18 protein-coding genes and 1 tRNA gene are annotated in these 18,708 nt (G+C 53.6%); 7 read left to right on the top strand and 12 right to left on the bottom strand.

Annotated elements, in window-relative coordinates; all coding sequences use genetic code 11:
- Window positions 1–104 precede the first annotated feature (104 nt).
- The 3 genes from CAF74_RS03635 (at window position 105) to CAF74_RS03630 (ending at window position 4,274) form a co-directional block, all read left to right on the top strand.
- Window positions 105–1,817 carry an AAA family ATPase gene (locus tag CAF74_RS03635; protein ID WP_085745325.1) on the top strand — a complete coding sequence of 571 codons (1,713 nt, stop codon included), beginning with the start codon at window positions 105–107 and terminating at the stop codon, window positions 1,815–1,817.
- On the top strand, window positions 1,814–2,812 hold the full coding sequence (locus tag CAF74_RS28910) for a hypothetical protein (protein WP_139832880.1): 999 nt from the start codon (window positions 1,814–1,816) through the stop codon (window positions 2,810–2,812). The genes CAF74_RS03635 and CAF74_RS28910 overlap by 4 nt, the downstream gene beginning before the upstream one ends.
- Before the next feature lie 610 nt (window positions 2,813–3,422).
- The gene (locus CAF74_RS03630) at window positions 3,423–4,274 is read left to right on the top strand and encodes a hypothetical protein (protein WP_139832879.1); all 852 of its coding nucleotides are present in this window, start codon (window positions 3,423–3,425) and stop codon (window positions 4,272–4,274) included.
- 643 nt (window positions 4,275–4,917) lie between these two features.
- On the opposite strand, the gene CAF74_RS29200 is transcribed toward CAF74_RS03630, so the two are convergent.
- The 12 genes from CAF74_RS29200 to CAF74_RS03580 all read right to left on the bottom strand — a co-directional run bounded on the left by CAF74_RS29200 (window position 4,918) and on the right by CAF74_RS03580 (window position 14,103).
- Window positions 4,918–5,091, bottom strand: coding sequence for a hypothetical protein (locus CAF74_RS29200; protein ID WP_176240465.1), 174 nt, complete (start codon window positions 5,089–5,091; stop codon window positions 4,918–4,920).
- Between the two features lie 65 nt (window positions 5,092–5,156).
- Window positions 5,157–6,125, bottom strand: coding sequence for a chromosome segregation protein SMC (locus CAF74_RS03625; protein WP_256578338.1), 969 nt, complete (start codon window positions 6,123–6,125; stop codon window positions 5,157–5,159).
- Window positions 6,126–6,217: 92 nt separating this feature from the next.
- Entirely contained in the window at window positions 6,218–9,133 is a 2,916-nt protein-coding gene (locus CAF74_RS03620; protein WP_085745324.1) for a DUF927 domain-containing protein, read from the bottom strand.
- Window positions 9,130–9,402, bottom strand: a complete 273-nt coding sequence (locus CAF74_RS03615; RefSeq protein ID WP_085745323.1) for a DUF3077 domain-containing protein — start codon at window positions 9,400–9,402, stop codon at window positions 9,130–9,132. Before CAF74_RS03615 ends, CAF74_RS03620 begins: the two co-directional genes overlap by 4 nt.
- Window positions 9,399–9,683 (bottom strand): hypothetical protein, encoded by a 285-nt coding sequence (locus tag CAF74_RS03610; protein ID WP_085745322.1) that lies wholly within the window; start codon window positions 9,681–9,683, stop codon window positions 9,399–9,401. Before CAF74_RS03610 ends, CAF74_RS03615 begins: the two co-directional genes overlap by 4 nt.
- Complete coding sequence (locus tag CAF74_RS29195) at window positions 9,680–9,838, bottom strand: hypothetical protein (RefSeq protein ID WP_170930078.1); 159 nt, start codon at window positions 9,836–9,838, stop codon at window positions 9,680–9,682. The genes CAF74_RS03610 and CAF74_RS29195 overlap by 4 nt, the downstream gene beginning before the upstream one ends.
- 376 nt (window positions 9,839–10,214) lie before the next feature.
- Window positions 10,215–10,520, bottom strand: a complete 306-nt coding sequence (locus CAF74_RS03605; RefSeq protein ID WP_085745321.1) for a hypothetical protein — start codon at window positions 10,518–10,520, stop codon at window positions 10,215–10,217.
- Window positions 10,517–11,125 carry a hypothetical protein gene (locus tag CAF74_RS03600; RefSeq protein WP_085745320.1) on the bottom strand — a complete coding sequence of 203 codons (609 nt, stop codon included), beginning with the start codon at window positions 11,123–11,125 and terminating at the stop codon, window positions 10,517–10,519. Before CAF74_RS03600 ends, CAF74_RS03605 begins: the two co-directional genes overlap by 4 nt.
- On the bottom strand, window positions 11,122–11,403 hold the full coding sequence (locus tag CAF74_RS03595) for an AlpA family transcriptional regulator (RefSeq protein WP_085745319.1): 282 nt from the start codon (window positions 11,401–11,403) through the stop codon (window positions 11,122–11,124). The genes CAF74_RS03600 and CAF74_RS03595 overlap by 4 nt, the downstream gene beginning before the upstream one ends.
- Before the next feature lie 95 nt (window positions 11,404–11,498).
- Window positions 11,499–12,347, bottom strand: coding sequence for a hypothetical protein (locus tag CAF74_RS29360; protein WP_256578337.1), 849 nt, complete (start codon window positions 12,345–12,347; stop codon window positions 11,499–11,501).
- Between the two features lie 265 nt (window positions 12,348–12,612).
- Entirely contained in the window at window positions 12,613–13,854 is a 1,242-nt protein-coding gene (locus tag CAF74_RS03585) for a tyrosine-type recombinase/integrase (RefSeq protein ID WP_085745318.1), read from the bottom strand.
- A gap of 164 nt (window positions 13,855–14,018) precedes the next feature.
- Window positions 14,019–14,103, bottom strand: a tRNA-Leu gene (locus tag CAF74_RS03580).
- A 108-nt stretch (window positions 14,104–14,211) separates the two neighbouring features.
- Here CAF74_RS03580 and queA point away from each other — a divergent pair.
- The 4 genes from queA to secD all read left to right on the top strand — a co-directional run bounded on the left by queA (window position 14,212) and on the right by secD (window position 18,703).
- Entirely contained in the window at window positions 14,212–15,261 is a 1,050-nt protein-coding gene (gene queA, locus CAF74_RS03575; protein ID WP_085745317.1) for a tRNA preQ1(34) S-adenosylmethionine ribosyltransferase-isomerase QueA, read from the top strand.
- 14 nt (window positions 15,262–15,275) lie between these two features.
- Window positions 15,276–16,391, top strand: coding sequence for a tRNA guanosine(34) transglycosylase Tgt (tgt, locus tag CAF74_RS03570; protein WP_161794909.1), 1,116 nt, complete (start codon window positions 15,276–15,278; stop codon window positions 16,389–16,391).
- A 43-nt stretch (window positions 16,392–16,434) separates the two neighbouring features.
- Window positions 16,435–16,770, top strand: a complete 336-nt coding sequence (gene yajC / locus CAF74_RS03565; protein WP_007956696.1) for a preprotein translocase subunit YajC — start codon at window positions 16,435–16,437, stop codon at window positions 16,768–16,770.
- Between the two features lie 64 nt (window positions 16,771–16,834).
- Window positions 16,835–18,703, top strand: a complete 1,869-nt coding sequence (gene secD, locus CAF74_RS03560; protein WP_039765691.1) for a protein translocase subunit SecD — start codon at window positions 16,835–16,837, stop codon at window positions 18,701–18,703.
- The last annotated feature ends 5 nt before the right edge of the window (window positions 18,704–18,708 follow it).

Genomic DNA, 18,708 nt, shown 5'->3' with positions numbered 1-18,708 from the left:
TTAATCACTAGTTTACAAGATTGGGCGGCACCATATAGATCCGGGTTGATTGTTTGCATGAATTTGTGTTATATAGCGAAATGCCATGATAAAGGGACTTAAAAGTGATAGCTAAATTTTCCGGGAAAAATTACAAAGCATTTGAAAGCTTTGACTTGGAGTTGCGTCCGTTAACCATATTGCTAGGGGCGAATAGTAGTGGGAAAAGTGCATTAATCAATTCGCTACTGATGCTATCTCAGTCCGCTGAGTCTTCCGCAATTACCGAGTCACCGCTCCGCATGAACGGGAACAAGACAGGTATGGGGGAGACTCTTAATATTATTAGAGATAAAAATCCTCTTAATAAGCTGAGCTTTACCTTTGAGTTTGGTCCGAAAGATAACCTTAGAAAAACACTAAGCCAAATAAAGTCTGTTGCAATTCAGAATCATGAAACTGTTATTCGGTGGATGGCTCATGTCATGCACGCGACCGGAACCAAGTCGGCTAGTTTTAATCGACTTACAGCCAAAGTTGATCAATTGCTCCCGGATTTACATGATCACTCAAAAATTGCTGATTTTAAGAAAAATTATATTAAGCTAATTAAGGCATATCGCGCCGTAATTCCAAAGGAAAAGAAAGGAAGGAATTGGCCGGCTGATTTTATTTCGTTTACAGAAGAAACATCGATACAGAAAATTGAAGACTGTTTGGATGCCTTTTTTGGTGTTCAGCTTAGCAGGCTTATTCCTGCGAAAGTTACGTATTCCTTTTCATATAATAAGAGGAAAGAGCTTCTATTTGTTAGCGAGTACGCGCAGCATAATAAGTTTGGAAATCTTATTTTTAGTTTTAAAAAAGAAGGTAATAATTCAAGGATAAACTCTGAGATTCTAGGGCTGTCAATTATTGGTCGTTCTAGGTCTGAAATCTTAAAATCTTTAACTCTTGACTCGTTGCAAATTGCTGCTGGGGCAAGCGCCGCATCTAATGGATATGGGAACTTTACAAGTATATCGGGTAGTTCCAGTCCTGTTGCCAGCTTGTTGGGCGTGTATCTGAACTCTACATCCAAACACTTGCTGCAGAGCTTGGCAGGGCTGCAGGTTAACCATGTGAGTCCGTTGCGAGCTTTTCCTCAGCGTTATTATGTACTTGATAAGTCGATTCACCATCGAAAACTTAATGCTCTAGACGGCACTGAGCTAGCTGAAATTCTAAAAAACAATCCTACAATTAAAGATGAAATCAATGTTTTGTTTGCGAAATTCAATATCGGAATTGATGTTGAAAAAGTAAATGATATTATTTATAAGATTGTAGTGAATCAGAATGATGTTAACTTGGAGCTAACTGATGTTGGTTTTGGTATTTCTCAAGTGCTACCAATTTTGGTACAGGCATATTTGTCTCCAAAAAACTCTCTAACTATTATCGAGCAGCCTGAGATTCATTTGCATCCGAATATGCAAGCGTGGCTCACGGATGCGTTGATCTTAATTGCATTGCAGAGTGAGAAGCGGTTTCTTATAGAAACACATAGTGATGCATTAATTCGAAGGATTCGTCTGCGGATTGTAGATGAAAGTTCAAAGCTCTCAGAAGATCATGTGAAAATCTATTATCTCCATAGGAATAGTGCACAGAGATGCACGTCTATGGATGAAATCGAAGTTAACGACAATGGTGATGTAAAATGGCCTAGAGATTTTATGGATGTTGAGATTAAAGACACCATCGAAATTCAACAGCTAAAGTTTGCCAAGGTAAGTAAAGAAAGAGAAATTCATAAATCCTCCTCGGATCGAGACTCTGAGGTAGGCCTTCAATGAAAATGTCCCATTGCATTTGCCCTTCGTTTTTATCCAAAAATATTGGAGATGATTCCGTTTTTTATACTGTTTTCCTAGAGCGACTATTGATGTCAGAAGATCAGATAGTTCTGGACAGAGAAGAACGGTTGGCCACTTCGTATGTAGAGTCAATACAAGAGGATCGCGGAGCGCTAGAGAATTACTTTACATGGAAGAAAATGCTAGATCGTAGAGACTCTGGCAAAACACTTATATCATCTTCGGGGAATGCGACATCTTTTGGAAGTATCGTATATAGCACTATTTCAAGTGCGGCAACAGCTTTCAAGAAAGTAATTATTGCTGAAGACAATAATCACTACTCTACCTTCATTCAAGAAATAAATCGTCAGCGGATACAGCTCTATAATTTGCAGAATTTGACATCTTCCAAGTGCGCAGTGTCGAAAAAGAAACCAGATTATACCGAATTGGAAGAGGATCTGGAGTGGGTTTTACATCGATTAGGGCGCAGAGCTAAAAAGGATGATTCAGAAGATTATAATAATGACTACTTGCGAGACATGCTTTCATCTAAGGATTATGAGATAAAAGACCAAACTCGAGAAGGGAAATCCATGTCTGGATCCGGAGCGGGGGAGCTGGATTTGGTTGTGGAAGATGATGGCTATCTGTTTACTCTGATAGAGGCAATGAAGTTGACATCTGTTGATGTCGGTTATATAGAAAAGCACTACCTGAAATTACTGCATAACTACAATCCTTTGGAGGTAAAGCGTACATTTTTAGTTAGTTATTATAGCGGGTCAAACTTTTCAAGTTGGTGGGATAAGTACAAGGATTACGTCGTAGGTTTAAATATGTCAAAGCTAGTGCATCCTGATTATAGTACTTCTTCGAAAGTTGATGAGCAAGAAACTCCCTACGGCTCCGTAAAAAAGCTACATCACCATTTAAATGCCGGTGGTGAACATTGCTTGTGCACTCATTTTGCTATACGAATAGGGAGATAGATTTGTATGTTTAGCTGTCGGCTAGTTAAGTTAATTTTTTTGGGTTGACAGTCTTTCATTGCTAAACAGCTCCTAGGTTTAGTGTGGTTAAGCTGGATTTTCGAGTTGGAAATGTTGTGATGTATAGTTTTAATTAGGTTGAATATTTAAATTGCTGGAAGGTTGCCCTGGGTTATTGCCGGTTTGTGATCGTCTGACGATTAATGGTAAACTTCCAGTGGTTTTTGAGATTGGAGATTTTAATCGGGATTTATATTTGTCGCTTGTTGCTTTAAAGGATTGGTCGAGTTTTATGATTAGGCGTGAAAATGATTTTAATTTTTTTCGCGCTTTTTTTGCCATTTCATGCACGAGTGTCAGTATGGCTGTCATCCTAAACCGTAGCTTTCGGTCGAAGTTGTTCGCGCAAATCTAATAAGGCTTCTTGCTAGTGTCGCGTTAAGTGCTGAGATTTTGCGAAATAATGGTATCTGTGGGTGGGTGTATTAAGAGAATTTAATTGTGGTTAAAGATGAAATGCTGCGCGATTAAATCATACTGGGTCGCACCTTTCTACTAATGTGGCTGATGGGGGTGATCCAAAATAATAATTAAGCTATTGGAAATAAAAGTGACTTCATCTAACATCAAATTATTAGATTCAGACAATAAGATTTCTGAGCATGTGTCAGCAGAGCCAGTGCAGCTAAAACCCTATGACTATAAAGTGGGTTGCATTGATAATGATGGGGAGCTCGTAGTAAAAATTTACGCAAAATTAAAAGGATATGTGATTTATAGGACAAAGAATGCAATTCGCATTGATATTAATGATGAGCATCCGAAGTGTGATGAATATACGGATAATCATTTCAAAATTGGTGTGGAGTTGGCAAGAATATATTCTTGGCTTCCAGAAAATCTTTCTTGGTCAGAGCCTATAAATAGACAGATTGCTCGAGCGTTGTCTACCAATGCAAAAGGATACTATGAAGACGCAAAGAAGATGTTGCTACACGCTGAAGAGAGAATTATTAAGCTGAAAACGATAAAGGGGAGGCTGCAGTATGCCGCAGGCGCATTCATTCTTGCCTTAATTGTGTTTTTCATTGCGATGTATCAAAGTTTAGAGTCGTACTCAATTTTTTATTATATTGTTTTTTTTGGCAGTCTAGGTGGGGTTTTATCGATTGCAATAGGTTTTTCCACATTAGAGATAGATATAGATGCAAATCAAACAACGAATTATCTAATTGGGGTTTCGAGGATTTTAATTGCGATGACAGCAGCAGTTTTTTCCTATTTTGCAATAAAGTCTCAAGTGGCTTTTTCTTTTGTTGGGAATGTGCAGGGGGATTATGGAGTTTATATGATTGCAATGGTCTCGGGTTTTGTGGAGATGCTGATTCCTAATATAATGAGTAATGTGGCAAAGGAAAATTCATCATCAAAAAAAACTAGGCCTAGTGAGGTGCTAAAATAGAAGTGTTTCATGGGTCAAGATCTTTAATTACAGTGTAAAGCATCTGGCAAAAAGGCTAAAGGCTTTCGTGGTATTAGCGAGTGCTGCAGCTTTATATCGCCTGGTGCTGTTTTTTTAGTTTGATATGAAGGCAGATGCGTGACGTGGTCTCGAAATTGTAATGCAAGAAAGTAAGAATGAATAAAGATAAAGGCCTCAAAGGGACTTTTTATCGTGCTGGGGCTAATGTATTAGCAAGCTTTAGACGTCGTAGTTGAGCTCATTCTTAAAATTATGCAGTTTTGAGTGAGTGCCTCCTTTGGTTTCTAAATGTTTGTCGGTGTTTGGGTGTTCTTAGTTTGGGTGGTTTACAAAAAAATGGCGAAATTATTGATGCTGGAACTCAGTTGTTGATTTGCTTTCGAGTATGTTGACTATATGCATTAAACAAAGTTTATTTTGATCCAGCAATAATCGGAGCTTGGTCTCTAACTTGATTTCTTTCGTAGGGCATGATTCTTCAATTCCTCCGGTACTGAGGCTGCTCAACCAGATAATTTCTATGCTGAAAGTATCCTGAGAAGCATGTGTTTCCCTAGTGTGTTTAAAAGATACCCATCTGAACTGTATAACGGTTACCGGTTCTATCGTTAGATACGGCCTTTCAAATTGCTTTCCAAGTAACTAATTCATCCTTGATCAAATTGACGGTAAGCGTCTGGAGTGTCGTTGTTTTTCCGGTTTTAATGTCAATGTTTTTCAGCAGCGAGGCCAAATTCGCTTTGCGCGCTTTCAAAGTGTCGCTCCAGCTCTCGCTGCTTCGGAGTTGAGTGATCATGATCTTCTTCCTGAAGGTTTTCTAAACAGCCTACGTGTGTAGGCTGTTTCAGGTGGCTTAGTGAGTTAAGACGAGAGGATATTTTGTATGTCGTACTGGCCGGATCGCTCCGACAACTCTCGGCTACCCCATGCGTCGAAACCTTCACCTTCTTTAGGCAGCACCAATCTTCTTAGGCTGAGTTGATCACCGCCGAGCATCCGTTGGACAGCCCACAGCTTTGCGCCAAAATCTATCAATTCCTGGGCTTTCTCGTTCCATTGCTCTTCTAATACTTTTTCGGCGAGAAACAAGGCTGTTCTCTGAATGGCAAGGTATTCCCTTTGCGCTTCAACAATGTGCAGGTCGACTGTGGCCAGTTCCTGTTCAAGTGCAGTAATGATCAGGTGTTGACGACGATTGTGTTCGGTCGCCATAGCGAGGTTTTTCGCGGCCTTCTGCGCGTCGGCATTGGCATTCTTTTCGCCCTCGGTGTCGCCCCAGGCCACTGCCTGGGCATAAGCGGTGGCCGCATCGGTTTCGGCCTGCCGTGCCTTGGCTATGTCCTCTTCCGCTTGCAGCTGGATTTGTGCCAAGCGAGTGCTGAGGCTGCAGCGTTTTTCGTTCAGCTCTAGCTCGTCGGCTCTCCAATTCACCATCGAGTCGTTGTAACCCGCCATCAAGGTTTCATGATTAAGCAGTTGCTCGCGTCGACTGATCTTTGCATCGAGCAGCCATGCACGGTGCTTGCTGGCGTCGTATGGAACTTTCAGGCTGCTGTGCTCCTTGCGGATTTCGGTCAGCCGTTCCTCCTCGATGACTTCGTCGCCTTCCAATAGCGCCTCCAGCGGCGCCATCTTCGCGTGGTGCTGTTCAGCGTCGTTCAGGTGTTTATCGCGTTGTGCGGTCAGTTGGTTGATCTCATCGATCAACCGTTGCTTCTTGTCGCAATGACCGGTCGCGGCAGTGCTGTCCGAAACCACCTGCGTTAGCCCGGCGGGCTCTCGGGTGGCCAGCAGTTCGTGTTGTTCGGTAAAAGCTTGGAATTCGTTCATCTGTCTTGTTCCTTCAAAATTGGGTTTGGGTTGAATGAGCGGCTGGCGAGGCCGGGAGTAAGCCGGCGCTACCTCGATCAGCAGACGTGCCTTCAGGCAGCCCGAGCCTCGCTCTCATCCGTTCCTGGAATCCTCTTCACGATGTAGCAGCGCTGGGGTCCTAGGCCGGGCAATCGGACCAGACTCGATGCCTTGCCATCGCTGGCCGGCTCCAGCACGCCGCGCTGCAACAGCTCCTTGTTCACGGCGTTGATGTTCATGCCCCGGAAGATCTCGGAGCGCCATGCCTCCGGCAGCACGTAATAGGTGTTGGTGGTGTGCATGGTGTCGCCCATGCCGTGCTCCAGCGTCTTGCGAAAGCCCAGGCGGTCGATGGTGCGCGGGCCGTGCTCGTCGATCTTGGCCGCCGCCGATTCCCAGCGGGTGAAGCGGCTTTCACCGAAGCGCTCGATGACCTGGCGCAGCCGCGCCAAAATCGCATCGCCCTCGAAGTTACCGGCGCCGCCGCGCTCGTGGAGCCAGGCGTTCAAGCAAACCCGTGCGGCGGTGGTGGCCGTGCCGTCCGGCCAGCCGGTGATTCCCATCGCGGTGGCCAACTCGCCCGCGGCCGCTGCAAGGCCGAAGCGCGCCGCCGCACGGTGTGCCTGACCACTGGCAGAGGCGGGTAGCGCTTGGGCAATAAAGCCCTCCAGCGTGCGGCGCAGGATTGCCGCCCAGCCGTGGCGTTTGCCGGGTTCGCACAGCGCAGTCAGGAACGCGGTGAGCGGCGTGCCGTAATAGTTCGCTACGCGAGCCTTGAGTGCGTCGGACAGAGCGGCCGCATCTTCGAAGCCGTTGAGCGTGTCGAACATGCCAAGGCCTTTGCTGGCATCGGCCGGGACGGCGAGCATCCGCACCTCCATACCGGCTTTCAGTTCCTTGTTGGCTTCGGCCATGTGCTGGGCCAAGGTTTTCTCGCCGGTGGAGAGAAACAGCAGGCGCCATTCCTGGACCTGTCGGCCCGCTTGGCCTCGATCATTGGCGCGGGCCTTGCCGGTGCCGTTGCCGAGCATGTACACCGTCTCGCCGATGATGCGGGCATCACACATGCCGATTTCATCGAGCACCAAGAGCCCATCGGAATGCGCAGCAGCAATCGACTCCAGCGCGTTGTCGGTCGAGCGCCACGAACGCACCAGACGCGGCCCGCCGTAGATCGAAGCGGCAACTTGCAGGTGCGTGGTCTTGCCGCCGGAGCTGTCGCCGTACAGGTGAAAGCCGCCCGACTCGTGGCCGAGCATGTGCAACAGGGGGCCGGCGAAGGCCACACCGACGACAAATGCCAAACGATGATTGCCGATGCACAGCGCGCCGATCTGCTGTTGCCATTGTTCGAGCGTGCCCGCTTCGCTGATCGGCGGAAGCTGCGCGCCGGCCTCATAGAAGTGCAGGTGTTCCGCGTGCGTGCCGACCTGCTGTTCGGGCAACAGAAAGGCGTTGTCATGCCAGCCCAAACGGGTGACCAGTCGCGCACGTTGAGCACTGTCGAAGCCGCCCAGGTAACTCTGCAAATCGTTGCGAGCGTTGCGCCCCGAACGACTGCCGGCAAGACGCAACCCCATGTCCACCAAAGGGCCGAGTACATCCTTACCGAAGTCACCGGTCATTGTGCGCGCCGGGATGTTCCAGCGTTTCTTGGTGCCGTCGGGGTCATCGAACTCGACCAGCAAACCCCAGTTGTGGCCCTTCTCGTCACGGGTACGCGCAAGGATTGCCAGCGGCGAACACACCGGGCGTGCTTCGCCGTCGTCGCCGGCATAAAACACACCTTCGGGCGTCAGGCGAAAGCCACCGGGCATCAGGTCATTTTTCGATTTTGCCGGGCGCTTGGCTGCTGCTTTGGGTTTCGGTTCTGGCTCTGGTTCCGGCTTGGGTTTGACCTGGGCAACCATCGGTTTTTCTTCGATCACACCGAACAGCTCGCCGCCGCTTTCCAGCGCGGTGAAGTGGCCGGCGGTCCAGCCTTTGGAGAGTGCATCGGCGGCATCGTCGCCGTCATCCCATTGACCACCCTTGGCAAACACGGCGCGGTCGTTTTTCAGCGTCGGCTTGCGTTTGAACACCTCCAGCGCGATGACCCGGACCGAAGCGGCGCCGATTTCGCGCAGCTTTTCGGCGACGGTGGCCATGCAGGCTTTACCGCTGTCATCGTTGTCCGGCCACAACAAAACGTCGCGTCCCTTGAGCTGCGTCAGGTCGGCTTTGTGCCAGGAGTTGGAGCCGTTCGGCCAGCAGGTGGCCACGTAGTCCGGCAGCAACTCGGCGGCGGCATCTGCAGCTTTCTCGCCTTCGCACAGAATCACCGGTGCGTCAGCGCGCTGGGCCAGTTCATCAAGGCGCAGCAGCGGACGTGGATCCGGCAGACCTTGCCAGCGCCATTGCTTGGTTTGGCTATCGGCGCGCTGACACCACGTCAGCGGCGCAAAGACCTTCTTCGGCTTGCCGTCTTCATCCGGGCCAAGGTCGAAGCGATACAGCGCCATGAGCGGCTGACCCTGTACGTCGCGGTAGATCCACACCTTGGACGGCACACCGTGTTCACGGTGCTTGGCCGGGCACTTGTTCATGGCCTCGGTCGGGATCGGCTGGATGGCGTTCCATGTTGCTGCCTTGGGCTTGCTCGGAGCGGCCATAGTCTTGGCGGCACCGGGCGCAACGTTCAGCCAGTCCGCCAGCTTGTGGCACGCTTCGACGTCGGTACCGCCGTCCAGATAGCGCACCAGATCGATCAGGTCGCCGCCTTTGTCGCCGGTGGCAAAATCCGCCCAGGTGCCTTTGCTCAAACTGACCTTGAGCGAACCGGCGCGCTTGTCGCTGCGGGTCGGATTTGGAGCGGTGTATTCCTTGCCGCCATCCACGCGCTTGCCGTTGGGCAGCCAGTGCGACAAGACACGATCAATGTCTTTCAGCGCAGCTGCTTTCACGTCGGCAAAGCTCGGGCGTTTAGCGTTGTTCGGTCGTTGGCTCATGTGTCAGCCCTCGGCAGAAACAGCGCATCGTTGATGTCGTCGATCAGCGCTTTGGCCATCTCGCCCAGGTACAAGGCGGGCCAACTGAAACGCTCGCCGTGGTCGCTCATGGCCGCGTCGAAACTGAGCTGGTTCGCGTGATGCTGCAGCAATGACACCATCTCCAGTGCGTCTTCGACGGGCACACCGGCGTTGACGCGAAACAGCTTGAGGTCGGTGGCGTTAACGCGAGAAAAGGTAGCGTGACCCAGCGTGGTGGAGGTGGTCATAGCGCACCGCCTTTCTGCACCGCAGGTGTCGAAGTGTTGTCACCGTGCATGGCCAGCGTTTTGATCAGACCGAGGGTGCCGCGCACGTCCCAGAGGACGGCGGCAATGACGTGATTGGCAAGGCGTGAGGATTCGTTTTCGAAGTGGTCTTCCAGCAGCGTCAGCACCGAGTCAGCGCGGTCAATGGCGCAGGTGATGGCGTCGATGGGTACACCGGCTTCTGCGGTCGGATTCACGCAGAGCAGATCTTCGGGCAGGGCGAAACTCAGGGCGTTATTCATTGGGCACCGCCTGCGGTTTCGAGTGCTCGGGCTTTGGCCATGTGAGCGTTGTAGCGGGAGAGGCGTGTGGCGAGGCTGGAATTGGCGTGTAAAGCGGCGAGAGCCATTGCACGATGTGCAGCGGCGCGAATTTTGGACGGATTGAGGGCATGCATGGGTGGAGCTCCTTCTTAAGTGGGAACTGCCACGATTCGTCGCCAAACGAATTGGGGTGGCAGCTGTGCGCAGGTTGGCGAACCGGGTAAGAAGGAACCCGGCAGACCCGAAGGTCTCCCACGCACAGCCGCCATAAAGCAGGAATGCGGGCACAAAAAAAGCGCCTGCAATCGAGATGGGGGCGCCTGTGCGCCTTCTTAAACTCGGGTCGCCAAACCCGGTCGCTGATTTTGCAGCGACGGCCAGAGAGTAACGTCCGTTTTTCGAAAGTGCAACTGCGCTGATGGCTTGCGGATTTTTCAGGTGCGGCATAAATTGTTCGTGCATGTAGATTGACCTCAACGCCTCCGGATCGCCCCCGGAGGCGTTTTCGTTTCAGGCGTGGGCTTCCCAGCGCAGGTAGAGAAGGGGTAGAAAACCGCCGCTGAGCATGGAGTGGGCGTCTTCGTAGGCGTCGACCTGCTGGCCTTCGTCGACGACAACGGCCCCAGTCTTTTCGCAGTGGAGGGAGAGGGCGCACCAGGTGCCGTCGGCCCAACTGAGCACACTAACCACTCGACCTTGCTTGTCCTGTTGGCTGCGGTAGCGTTCAAGACGCTGCATGACGCAGGGCGAAAAGCCGACCCGACGCAAGACGGAAAAGGGGTGCATCAAGGCGTTGTTCGCGATCTCTTGGCTCATGCTGCCTCCTGCACGCTGGCGAACAGAGGTGGCGGTGTTTCGCCTTTCAGCCATGCCAAAATCTTGCTGTCCTCTACGCAGCGACGACGGTGCTGTTCAGCCATATGCTCACGGCGTTGCGCAACACACTCATCCACGTAGCCGGCTAGATCCGAGGTCAAGCGCCTGTCGTGATGAGCGCGCTCGCTCGCCGTTTTTTCAACCGCAAGATCTTGTTCGGTGATGCGTTGCCACACTGCTGGATCGTTCGCGTATCCGCCCGACTGATCCACCAGCCAATAGGTGACCCAGTCGGTCATGCCGAGAGATTTCAGCGAAGCGAGGCGGCCAATTTTCATGGCGAAGTGTCCGGTGCCATGAACACTGGCGAACTCTCTGCGCACCGCGTTACGGCGAATCAGCTCTGGCAGTTCCCACGGGTTGGCTGTCAGGGGTAGAGCGAGGCCGTCGGGATTGAAAAAGAACGCTTCCTGGTCATTGCCGTTCCAGCTCACACCCGCGATGGTGCGATGCCGCCAGTTGATCGCTCCGGGAGCGTAGAGACGAAATCCGATGGCGTAGGTGTCATGAAATGGCCCATTGAATGGGCTGTAGTTGCGCTTCATGCGGCCACCTGATCACGCGCCTCGATGCGGCTGCGTGCCCAAGCTTGCACCTCGGAAAGAACCCAAGCGACAGGGGCGCCGCGTGCGTTACTGGTGCTCAGTTTGACGGGCTGCGGAAAGCCGCAGTCGGTGCGCTGCATCAGTTTGTAGATGGTCGAACGCTTCATCCCTACGATGCCTTCCACTTCACGCATGCGGATCAACGTCGAAGATGCATCAAAAAGGGATGGAGAATCGGTGGGCGTCTTGCGGGAAAAATCGGTAACAGAGGTGTTCATAGGTATTGCTCTCGATTGATTTGGACTGACGAGAGCAATGATCTAGGCGATGAATTCTTTGAAGGAGTTCAGTTCCATTTGAAATTTCAGGTGAACTACACGTTGTGTTGTTTAAGGATCTCATCTACGCGCTTGCGGGAGAGTGCCTTGTCCGTTTCTAAGGCAATCCATTCGGGTCGTAGCTTGCGCGGCTTGGCGACTTGTTGTGTAAACCAGCGGTGTACTTCGGTTGTCACGTGGCGTCGTGACATGCCGTCCAGCTTTAGAGCACGAGCCTTTGCGACAAGGGCCGAATCGCGTTCACTCATCTCGTCGACTCGGTCTTTGCCGCTGAGGATGCCGGCCTTTCGCCGGGTCGCTTCTCTGATTGCGCTGAGTGCGAAAGGTCTCAATTCATCGCGACGTAACGCAGGCAGAACGGTGATCGGTTCTAAATAAATAGCGTACAGTTCCAGCGCATCAATGCGGTCAGCTTCGTTAACCTGACTTTCTATGTACTCGCAATAAACGTCCCGCGACAGGTCTGAAATAGATGTTCCCCTAGGCAGGGCGCTTTGCTCGACATCACGCATCCAATCATTCAAAACCTCCAAGGCTTTGACCGCGCAGGCCATGATGTACACAGCGTATGCCTGATCGTCTGTGACGAGATCGCATCGACCATATTGGCGAACAGCGCGCGCTAGAAATTCGGGAGGGGCTGACATGGCGTTTTGTGAAATCGTTTCCTCGTGCTGCGTCACCTTAATACACATGGAAGTGAGGGCGTTGTTGATGCTGGCCTGGTGAAGGCGTAGACGGCATCGATCGATCAACTGACAGGCATGCAGGATCTGTTCGCGGCAGAGGGGATACAGCGGCTGGGCTGATAGGTACTCAATCAAACCGGCCGTTGAGCTTGGCCAATGAATGCTTTCGCCGATCTCGCTCGCATTCATTGGCATTGGCGTCGCCCCAAAGCATTTGGATCAATCCCGCGCCCTGTGCAACGCAGTCTAATCCAGCGGCATGCGCCTAACCCTAGGTCTGCCCGCAGCGAGTGAAGGGTCGCTCTGGCGTTACACCTTTGGGCGGCGTCACACGTGGTGTACGGAAAGTCGCTCGTGAGTGTAACGGGCTGGAAAACCAATGAGTCCGGGCGTTTGGCCAAGATCGTTACACGAGTAACACCGGTAACATGGATTTTGAAGGGGATATGGATATGCGTAGTCATACCGCTTTCCCGAACTTGCCATTGATCACTTTTCCACTTGCTAGAGCATCAAGGTGATCTGCGTACCACTGCATCATCTTCACCCGGTGCTCAAGGTATTGAGCCTTGTTGTATACCCCAGATATTCCCTCTTCTTTGTGAGCAAGCTGCGCTTCGACATGTTCTTTCGGCCAGCCGTGCTCCCTGAGCAGAGTGCTGGCGGTGTGACGAGTACCATGACCAACCAAGCGACCTTTGTAACCAATCGTCGCGAAGACCTTATTGATGGTGTTTTCGCTAATTGTTGGATTCTTAGCACCTACACCAGGGAACAACCAGCGACTACGACCTGTGAGGGAATGAAGTTCTTGGAGAGCAGACAGAGCTTGCTTAGGGAGTGGGCACACAAAGTCCCTGCGCATTTTCATCTTGGCGGCAGGCGTCGTCCATATCGCTTTAACTAGGTCAAACTCTTTCCATTCAGCTAACCGAACCATGCCCGGTCTAGATGCGGTCCAGATACAGAGCCATGCAGCAGTTCGGGCTGTCAGCCTGCTGGGGGTGTTTTTGAGTGCTTGGAGGAACTCTGCCAATTCAGGCTCCAGCAAATGAGGATGCTGCTGAGTCTTCGGGGCTTGAGCTGCAATATCTCGCAGACGGCTACCTGGATCGTTTTCCGTAAGGCCTAGACCGATGGCTCGCCCGAATATCTGATTGATCCACGTGCGACACTTCTCGGCCACGTTGTGTGCATCCCGGGCTTCGAGAGATGCTTGAAGATCTGCACAGTCAGTACGAGTGATTTCGTCAAGGGGCCTATCTCCCAGCGCCGGGAGTATGTCTTTGTCGAGGTAGGTGCGGATTTTGTTAAGCGTGGACGGGGCGAGGCCCTTTTCTTCTTTGGCCTTGAGCCAGGCTTCAGCAGCAGCTCGGAAGGTCCGAGTCCTGGCAGCATCAATGGCTGCTTTGGCAGAGCGTTTCTGTTCGAGAGGATCGGCCCCGCTGCTAACTACCTTGCGCAGTTCCGCAGCTTTGTCTCGTGCCAACGCACCACTTACTTCCGGGTAACCCCCGAGCCCCATCCAAGCCCAATTGCCCGCCGGACGTTTGTAGCGAAGCTGCCAGGATTTACCACCATCAGGTTTAACCCTGAAGTAGAGGCCGCTTCCGTCCAGCTCTCTGTATTCCTTTAACTCCGGCTCCAATCCCGCAAGCGTAGTGTCAGCGAGAGGGCGGCGCTTGATGTCTGCGCGCTTCATCCTTGTATCCCAAAGTTCGGTATTTTTCTCAGGATACAAGCAGGGATACAGGGATACAACGGATAAGGGGAGACAGGGGTAGATAGACAGGCACAAAAAAACCGGCCAAATGGCCGGTTTATCTGGGTCTGAGAGGCTGGTAGAGACTCTCAGATACTGCTATGTGGTGCCCCGAGGGAGACTCGAACTCCCACTCCTTTCGAAAACGGATTTTGAATCCGCCGCGTCTACCAATTCCGCCATCAGGGCTCAATGGCGGCGAAGTATAGAGAGGTGCCTACCGTTGGTCAATCACGTTTCATGGTCAATTTTCGATATTTCCGCTAGACTTTCCGGCCCTGCTAGACGAACCCCATCATGCGCGTTGCTGACTTTACCTTCGAGCTTCCTGATTCGCTGATTGCCCGCCATCCTTTGGCCGAGCGTCGCGGTAGTCGCCTGTTGACCCTGGATGGGGTCAGCGGCGCCCTGGCACACCGTCAATTCACTGATCTGCTTGAGCATTTGCGCCCGGGCGATCTGATGGTGTTCAACAATACCCGGGTGATTCCGGCGCGCCTGTTCGGGCAGAAGGCCTCCGGCGGCAAGCTGGAAATCCTCATCGAACGCGTGCTCGATACCCACCGCGTGCTGGCCCATGTGCGTTCCAGCAAGTCGCCGAAGCCGGGTTCGAAGATCCTGATCGACGGCGGCGGCGAAGCCGAGATGCTGGCGCGTCACGATGCGCTGTTCGAGCTGGGGTTTGCCGAAGAAGTGCTGCCGCTGCTTGATCGCGTCGGGCACATGCCGTTGCCTCCTTATATAGACCGCCCGGATGAAGGTTCGGATCGCGAGCGCTATCAGACCGTGTATGCCGAGAAACTCGGCGCGGTGGCGGCGCCGACGGCGGGGCTGCATTTCGATCAGACGCTGATGGAAGCGATCGCCGCCAAGGGCGTCGAGACTGCGTTCGTCACGCTGCACGTCGGCGCCGGCACGTTCCAGCCGGTGCGCGTCGAGAAGATCGAAGATCACCACATGCACAGCGAATGGCTGGAAGTCGGTCAGGACGTGGTCGATGCAGTCGCCGCTTGCCGTGAGCGCGGCGGTCGAGTCATCGCTGTCGGCACCACCAGCGTGCGTTCGCTGGAAAGCGCCGCCCGCGATGGCGTGCTCAAGCCGTTCAGCGGCGACACCGACATCTTTATCTTCCCGGGCCGGCCGTTCCATGTGGTCGATGCGCTGGTCACCAATTTCCATTTGCCCGAATCCACGCTGTTGATGCTGGTTTCGGCATTCGCCGGTTATCCGGAAACCATGGCTGCCTACAAAGCCGCGGTCGATAACGGATACCGCTTTTTCAGCTACGGTGATGCGATGTTCATCACCCGTAATCCCGCCCCCCGCGGCCCAGAGGAATCCGTATGAGTCGCACCTGTCGTATGTCTTTCGAGTTGCTTGCCACCGATGGCAAGGCTCGTCGTGGTCGTCTGACCTTCCCTCGTGGCACCGTCGAGACCCCGGCCTTCATGCCGGTGGGCACCTACGGCACGGTCAAGGGCATGTTGCCGCGTGACATCGTCGCCACGGGCGCGGAGATCATTCTGGGCAACACCTTCCACCTGTGGCTGCGCCCGGGTACCGAAGTGATCAAGGAACACGGCGACCTGCACGATTTCATGCAGTGGAAAGGCCCGATCCTGACCGACTCCGGCGGTTTCCAGGTGTTCAGCCTCGGCGCCATGCGCAAGATCAAGGAGGAGGGCGTGACCTTCGCCTCCCCGGTCGACGGCTCGAAAGTGTTCATGGGCCCGGAAGAGTCGATGCAGGTCCAGCGCGATCTGGGCTCGGACATCGTGATGATCTTCGACGAATGCACCCCCTACCCGGCTGACGAAGACGTGGCCCGTGTGTCCATGGAGCTGTCGCTGCGCTGGGCCCAGCGTTCGAAGAATGCCCATGGCGACAACACGGCGGCGCTGTTCGGTATCGTTCAGGGCGGCATGCATCAGGACCTGCGCATGCGCTCGCTGGAAGGCCTGGACAAGATCGGCTTCGACGGCCTGGCCATCGGCGGTCTGTCGGTGGGCGAGCCCAAGCATGAAATGATCAAGGTGCTGGACTACCTGCCGGGCATGATGCCGGCTGACAAACCTCGTTACCTTATGGGCGTTGGCAAACCGGAAGATCTGGTTGAGGGTGTGCGCCGCGGTGTGGACATGTTCGATTGCGTGATGCCAACCCGTAATGCCCGCAACGGGCATCTGTTCATTGATACAGGCGTGCTGAAGATCCGTAACGCGTTCCATCGCCATGATGATTCGCCGCTGGATCCGACCTGCGATTGCTATACCTGCCAGAACTTCTCCCGCGCTTATCTGCATCATCTGGACAAGTGCGGCGAAATGCTCGGCAGCATGCTCAATACCATCCACAATTTGCGCCATTATCAGGTGCTGATGGCTGGTTTGCGCGAGGCTATTCAACAGGGTACATTGGCCGCCTTTGTCGATGCCTTCTACGCCAAACGCGGGCTTCCCGTTCCGCCTTTGGACTGAGTTTTCTGACCCCAAGATTCAACATTTGCAACTGGAGTGCTAAATGAGCTTTTTTATCTCTAATGCCATGGCTGACGCGGCTGCACCGGCTGCAGCGCCTATGGGCGGCGGCTTCGAGTGGATTTTCCTGGTCGGCTTCCTGGTCATCTTCTACCTGATGATCTGGCGTCCACAGGCCAAGCGCGCCAAAGAGCAGAAGAACCTGCTGAGCAGCCTGCAGAAGGGCGACGAAGTGGTCACCACCGGCGGCATCGCCGGCAAGATCACCAAAGTGGCCGATGACTTCGTGGTTCTGGAAGTTTCCGACACCGTGGAAATGAAGTTCCAGAAGGGCGCCATCGCCGCCACGCTGCCAAAAGGCACGCTGAAAGCGATCTAAGGTTCCAACTTCTACTCAATCGACGGGGCGCGCAAGGCGCCCCGCGTTCATAACGGGCGGCGTGATGCTGAACAAATATCCTCTGTGGAAATACATTCTGATCCTGGCGGTGCTGGCGATCGGTCTGATTTATTCCGCTCCGAATCTATACCCCGATGACCCGGCCATTCAGATCAGCGGCGCCAGCACGGCCCTGCAGGTCAATCAGGCCGATCTGGATCGCGTGAGCACCGCGCTCAAGGAATCCGGGATCAACGTCAAGGCATCGAGCCTGGCTGCGAACGGCAAGGGCGGTCTGATCCGTCTGACCAAGGCTGAAGACCAGTTGCCGGCCAAGGACGTTGTCCGCAAGGCATTGGGTGATGACTACGTCGTCGCGCTGAACCTGGCACAAACCACCCCGCAATGGCTGCGCAGCGTTGCCGCGCACCCGATGAAGCTGGGTCTGGACTTGTCCGGTGGTGTGCACTTCCTGCTGGAAGTGGACATGGACAAAGCCCTCGACGCCCGCCTGAAAGTCTACGAAGGCGACGTCAAGAGCCTGTTGCGCAAAGAGAAACTGCGTTATCGCAGCCTGCCGCAACTCAATGGCGCCATTCAGCTGGGCTTCAGTGATGCTGATTCCCGCGAACAGGCCCGTGCGCTGATCCGCAAGAATTTCAACGATTTCGACATTGTTCCGGCCGACCTCAACGGTCAACCGGTGCTGCGTCTGGCGATGACCCCGGCCAAGCTGGCGGAAATCCGTGAATACTCCATCAAGCAGAACTTGACCACGGTACGTAACCGCGTCAACGAGCTGGGTGTTGCCGAACCGATCGTCCAGCGTCAGGGCGCCAACCGAATCGTGGTTGAGCTGCCGGGCGTGCAGGACACTGCCGAAGCCAAGCGTATCCTCGGCAAGACGGCCAACCTGGAGTTCCGTCTGGCTGCAGAGCCGGGTGCTTCGAAAGCCACTTCCGAAACTTTCGAATTCCGCGAAGGCAATCGTCCTCCTGCCCAGATCGAGCGTGGCCTGATCATCACCGGTGACCAGGTGACTGACGCCAAGGCCGGTTTCGGCGAGCACGGCACGCCTGAAGTGAACATCCGTCTGGATGGCCACGGTGGCGAGCTGATGAGCCGCGCGACCCGCAGCAACGTCGGTCGCAGCATGGCGGTGATCTTCATCGAGCAGCGCCCGGTCACCACTTACACCAAGCAAGTGGTCGATGGCGTCGAGAAAGACGTCGCGGTGCAGACCTTCAAGGAAGAGAAGAAGATCATCAGCCTGGCGACCATTCAGTCGCCGCTGGGTGCTCAGTTCCGTATCACCGGCCTGAACGGCCAGGGCGAGTCGTCCGAACTGGCGCTGCTGCTGCGTGCCGGTGGTCTGGCTGCTCCGATGTACTTCGCTGAAGAACGCACCATCGGCCCGAGCCTGGGTGCGGACAACATCACCAAGGGTATCGATGCATCGCTGTGGGGCATGCTGTTCGTCTCGCTGTTCATCATCGCCATCTACCGTTTCTTCGGCCTGATCGCCACCGTTGCTCTGGCGGTGAACATGGTGCTGCTGCTGGCGCTGATGTCGCTGCTGGGCGCCACGCTGACCCTGCCGGGTATCGCCGGTATCGTGTTGACCATGGGTATGGCGGTCGACGCCAACGTACTGATCTTCTCGCGGATTCGTGAAGAGATCGCCGCCGGCATGACCGTGCAGCGTGCAATCAACGAAGGCTTCGGTCGGGCATTCACTGCGATTCTCGACGCCAACCTGACCACCTTGCTGGTCGGCGGCATCCTCTTCGCCATGGGCACCGGCCCCGTGAAGGGCTTCGCAGTAACCATGTCCCTCGGGGTTCTGACTTCGATGTTCACGGCCATCATGGTCACCCGCGCGATGGTCAACCTGATCTTCGGCGGTCGTGACTTCAAGAAGTTGTGGATTTAAGGGGC

Source organism: Pseudomonas sp. R45(2017), from assembly GCF_002112305.1.
Lineage (GTDB): Bacteria > Pseudomonadota > Gammaproteobacteria > Pseudomonadales > Pseudomonadaceae > Aquipseudomonas > Aquipseudomonas paraglycinae.
The sequence above is the reverse complement of the archived record's forward strand: the minus strand, read 5'-3'. Positions and strand labels throughout refer to the sequence as shown.

Excerpts from the sequence above, each read along its gene's own strand:
- CAF74_RS28910 (WP_139832880.1), top strand. The coding sequence starts at position 1,814 with ATGAAAATGTCCCATTGCATTTGCCCTTCGTTTTTATCCAAAAATATT.
- CAF74_RS29200 (WP_176240465.1), bottom strand. The coding sequence starts at position 5,091 with ATGATCACTCAACTCCGAAGCAGCGAGAGCTGGAGCGACACTTTGAAA.
- CAF74_RS03625 (WP_256578338.1), bottom strand. The coding sequence starts at position 6,125 with ATGAACGAATTCCAAGCTTTTACCGAACAACACGAACTGCTGGCCACC.
- CAF74_RS03620 (WP_085745324.1), bottom strand. The coding sequence starts at position 9,133 with ATGAGCCAACGACCGAACAACGCTAAACGCCCGAGCTTTGCCGACGTG.
- CAF74_RS03615 (WP_085745323.1), bottom strand. The coding sequence starts at position 9,402 with ATGACCACCTCCACCACGCTGGGTCACGCTACCTTTTCTCGCGTTAAC.
- CAF74_RS03610 (WP_085745322.1), bottom strand. The coding sequence starts at position 9,683 with ATGAATAACGCCCTGAGTTTCGCCCTGCCCGAAGATCTGCTCTGCGTG.
- CAF74_RS29195 (WP_170930078.1), bottom strand. The coding sequence starts at position 9,838 with ATGCATGCCCTCAATCCGTCCAAAATTCGCGCCGCTGCACATCGTGCA.
- CAF74_RS03605 (WP_085745321.1), bottom strand. The coding sequence starts at position 10,520 with ATGAGCCAAGAGATCGCGAACAACGCCTTGATGCACCCCTTTTCCGTC.
- CAF74_RS03600 (WP_085745320.1), bottom strand. The coding sequence starts at position 11,125 with ATGAAGCGCAACTACAGCCCATTCAATGGGCCATTTCATGACACCTAC.
- CAF74_RS03595 (WP_085745319.1), bottom strand. The coding sequence starts at position 11,403 with ATGAACACCTCTGTTACCGATTTTTCCCGCAAGACGCCCACCGATTCT.
- CAF74_RS29360 (WP_256578337.1), bottom strand. The coding sequence starts at position 12,347 with ATGCCAATGAATGCGAGCGAGATCGGCGAAAGCATTCATTGGCCAAGC.
- CAF74_RS03585 (WP_085745318.1), bottom strand. The coding sequence starts at position 13,854 with ATGAAGCGCGCAGACATCAAGCGCCGCCCTCTCGCTGACACTACGCTT.
- queA (WP_085745317.1), top strand. The coding sequence starts at position 14,212 with ATGCGCGTTGCTGACTTTACCTTCGAGCTTCCTGATTCGCTGATTGCC.
- tgt (WP_161794909.1), top strand. The coding sequence starts at position 15,276 with ATGTCTTTCGAGTTGCTTGCCACCGATGGCAAGGCTCGTCGTGGTCGT.
- yajC (WP_007956696.1), top strand. The coding sequence starts at position 16,435 with ATGAGCTTTTTTATCTCTAATGCCATGGCTGACGCGGCTGCACCGGCT.
- secD (WP_039765691.1), top strand. The coding sequence starts at position 16,835 with ATGCTGAACAAATATCCTCTGTGGAAATACATTCTGATCCTGGCGGTG.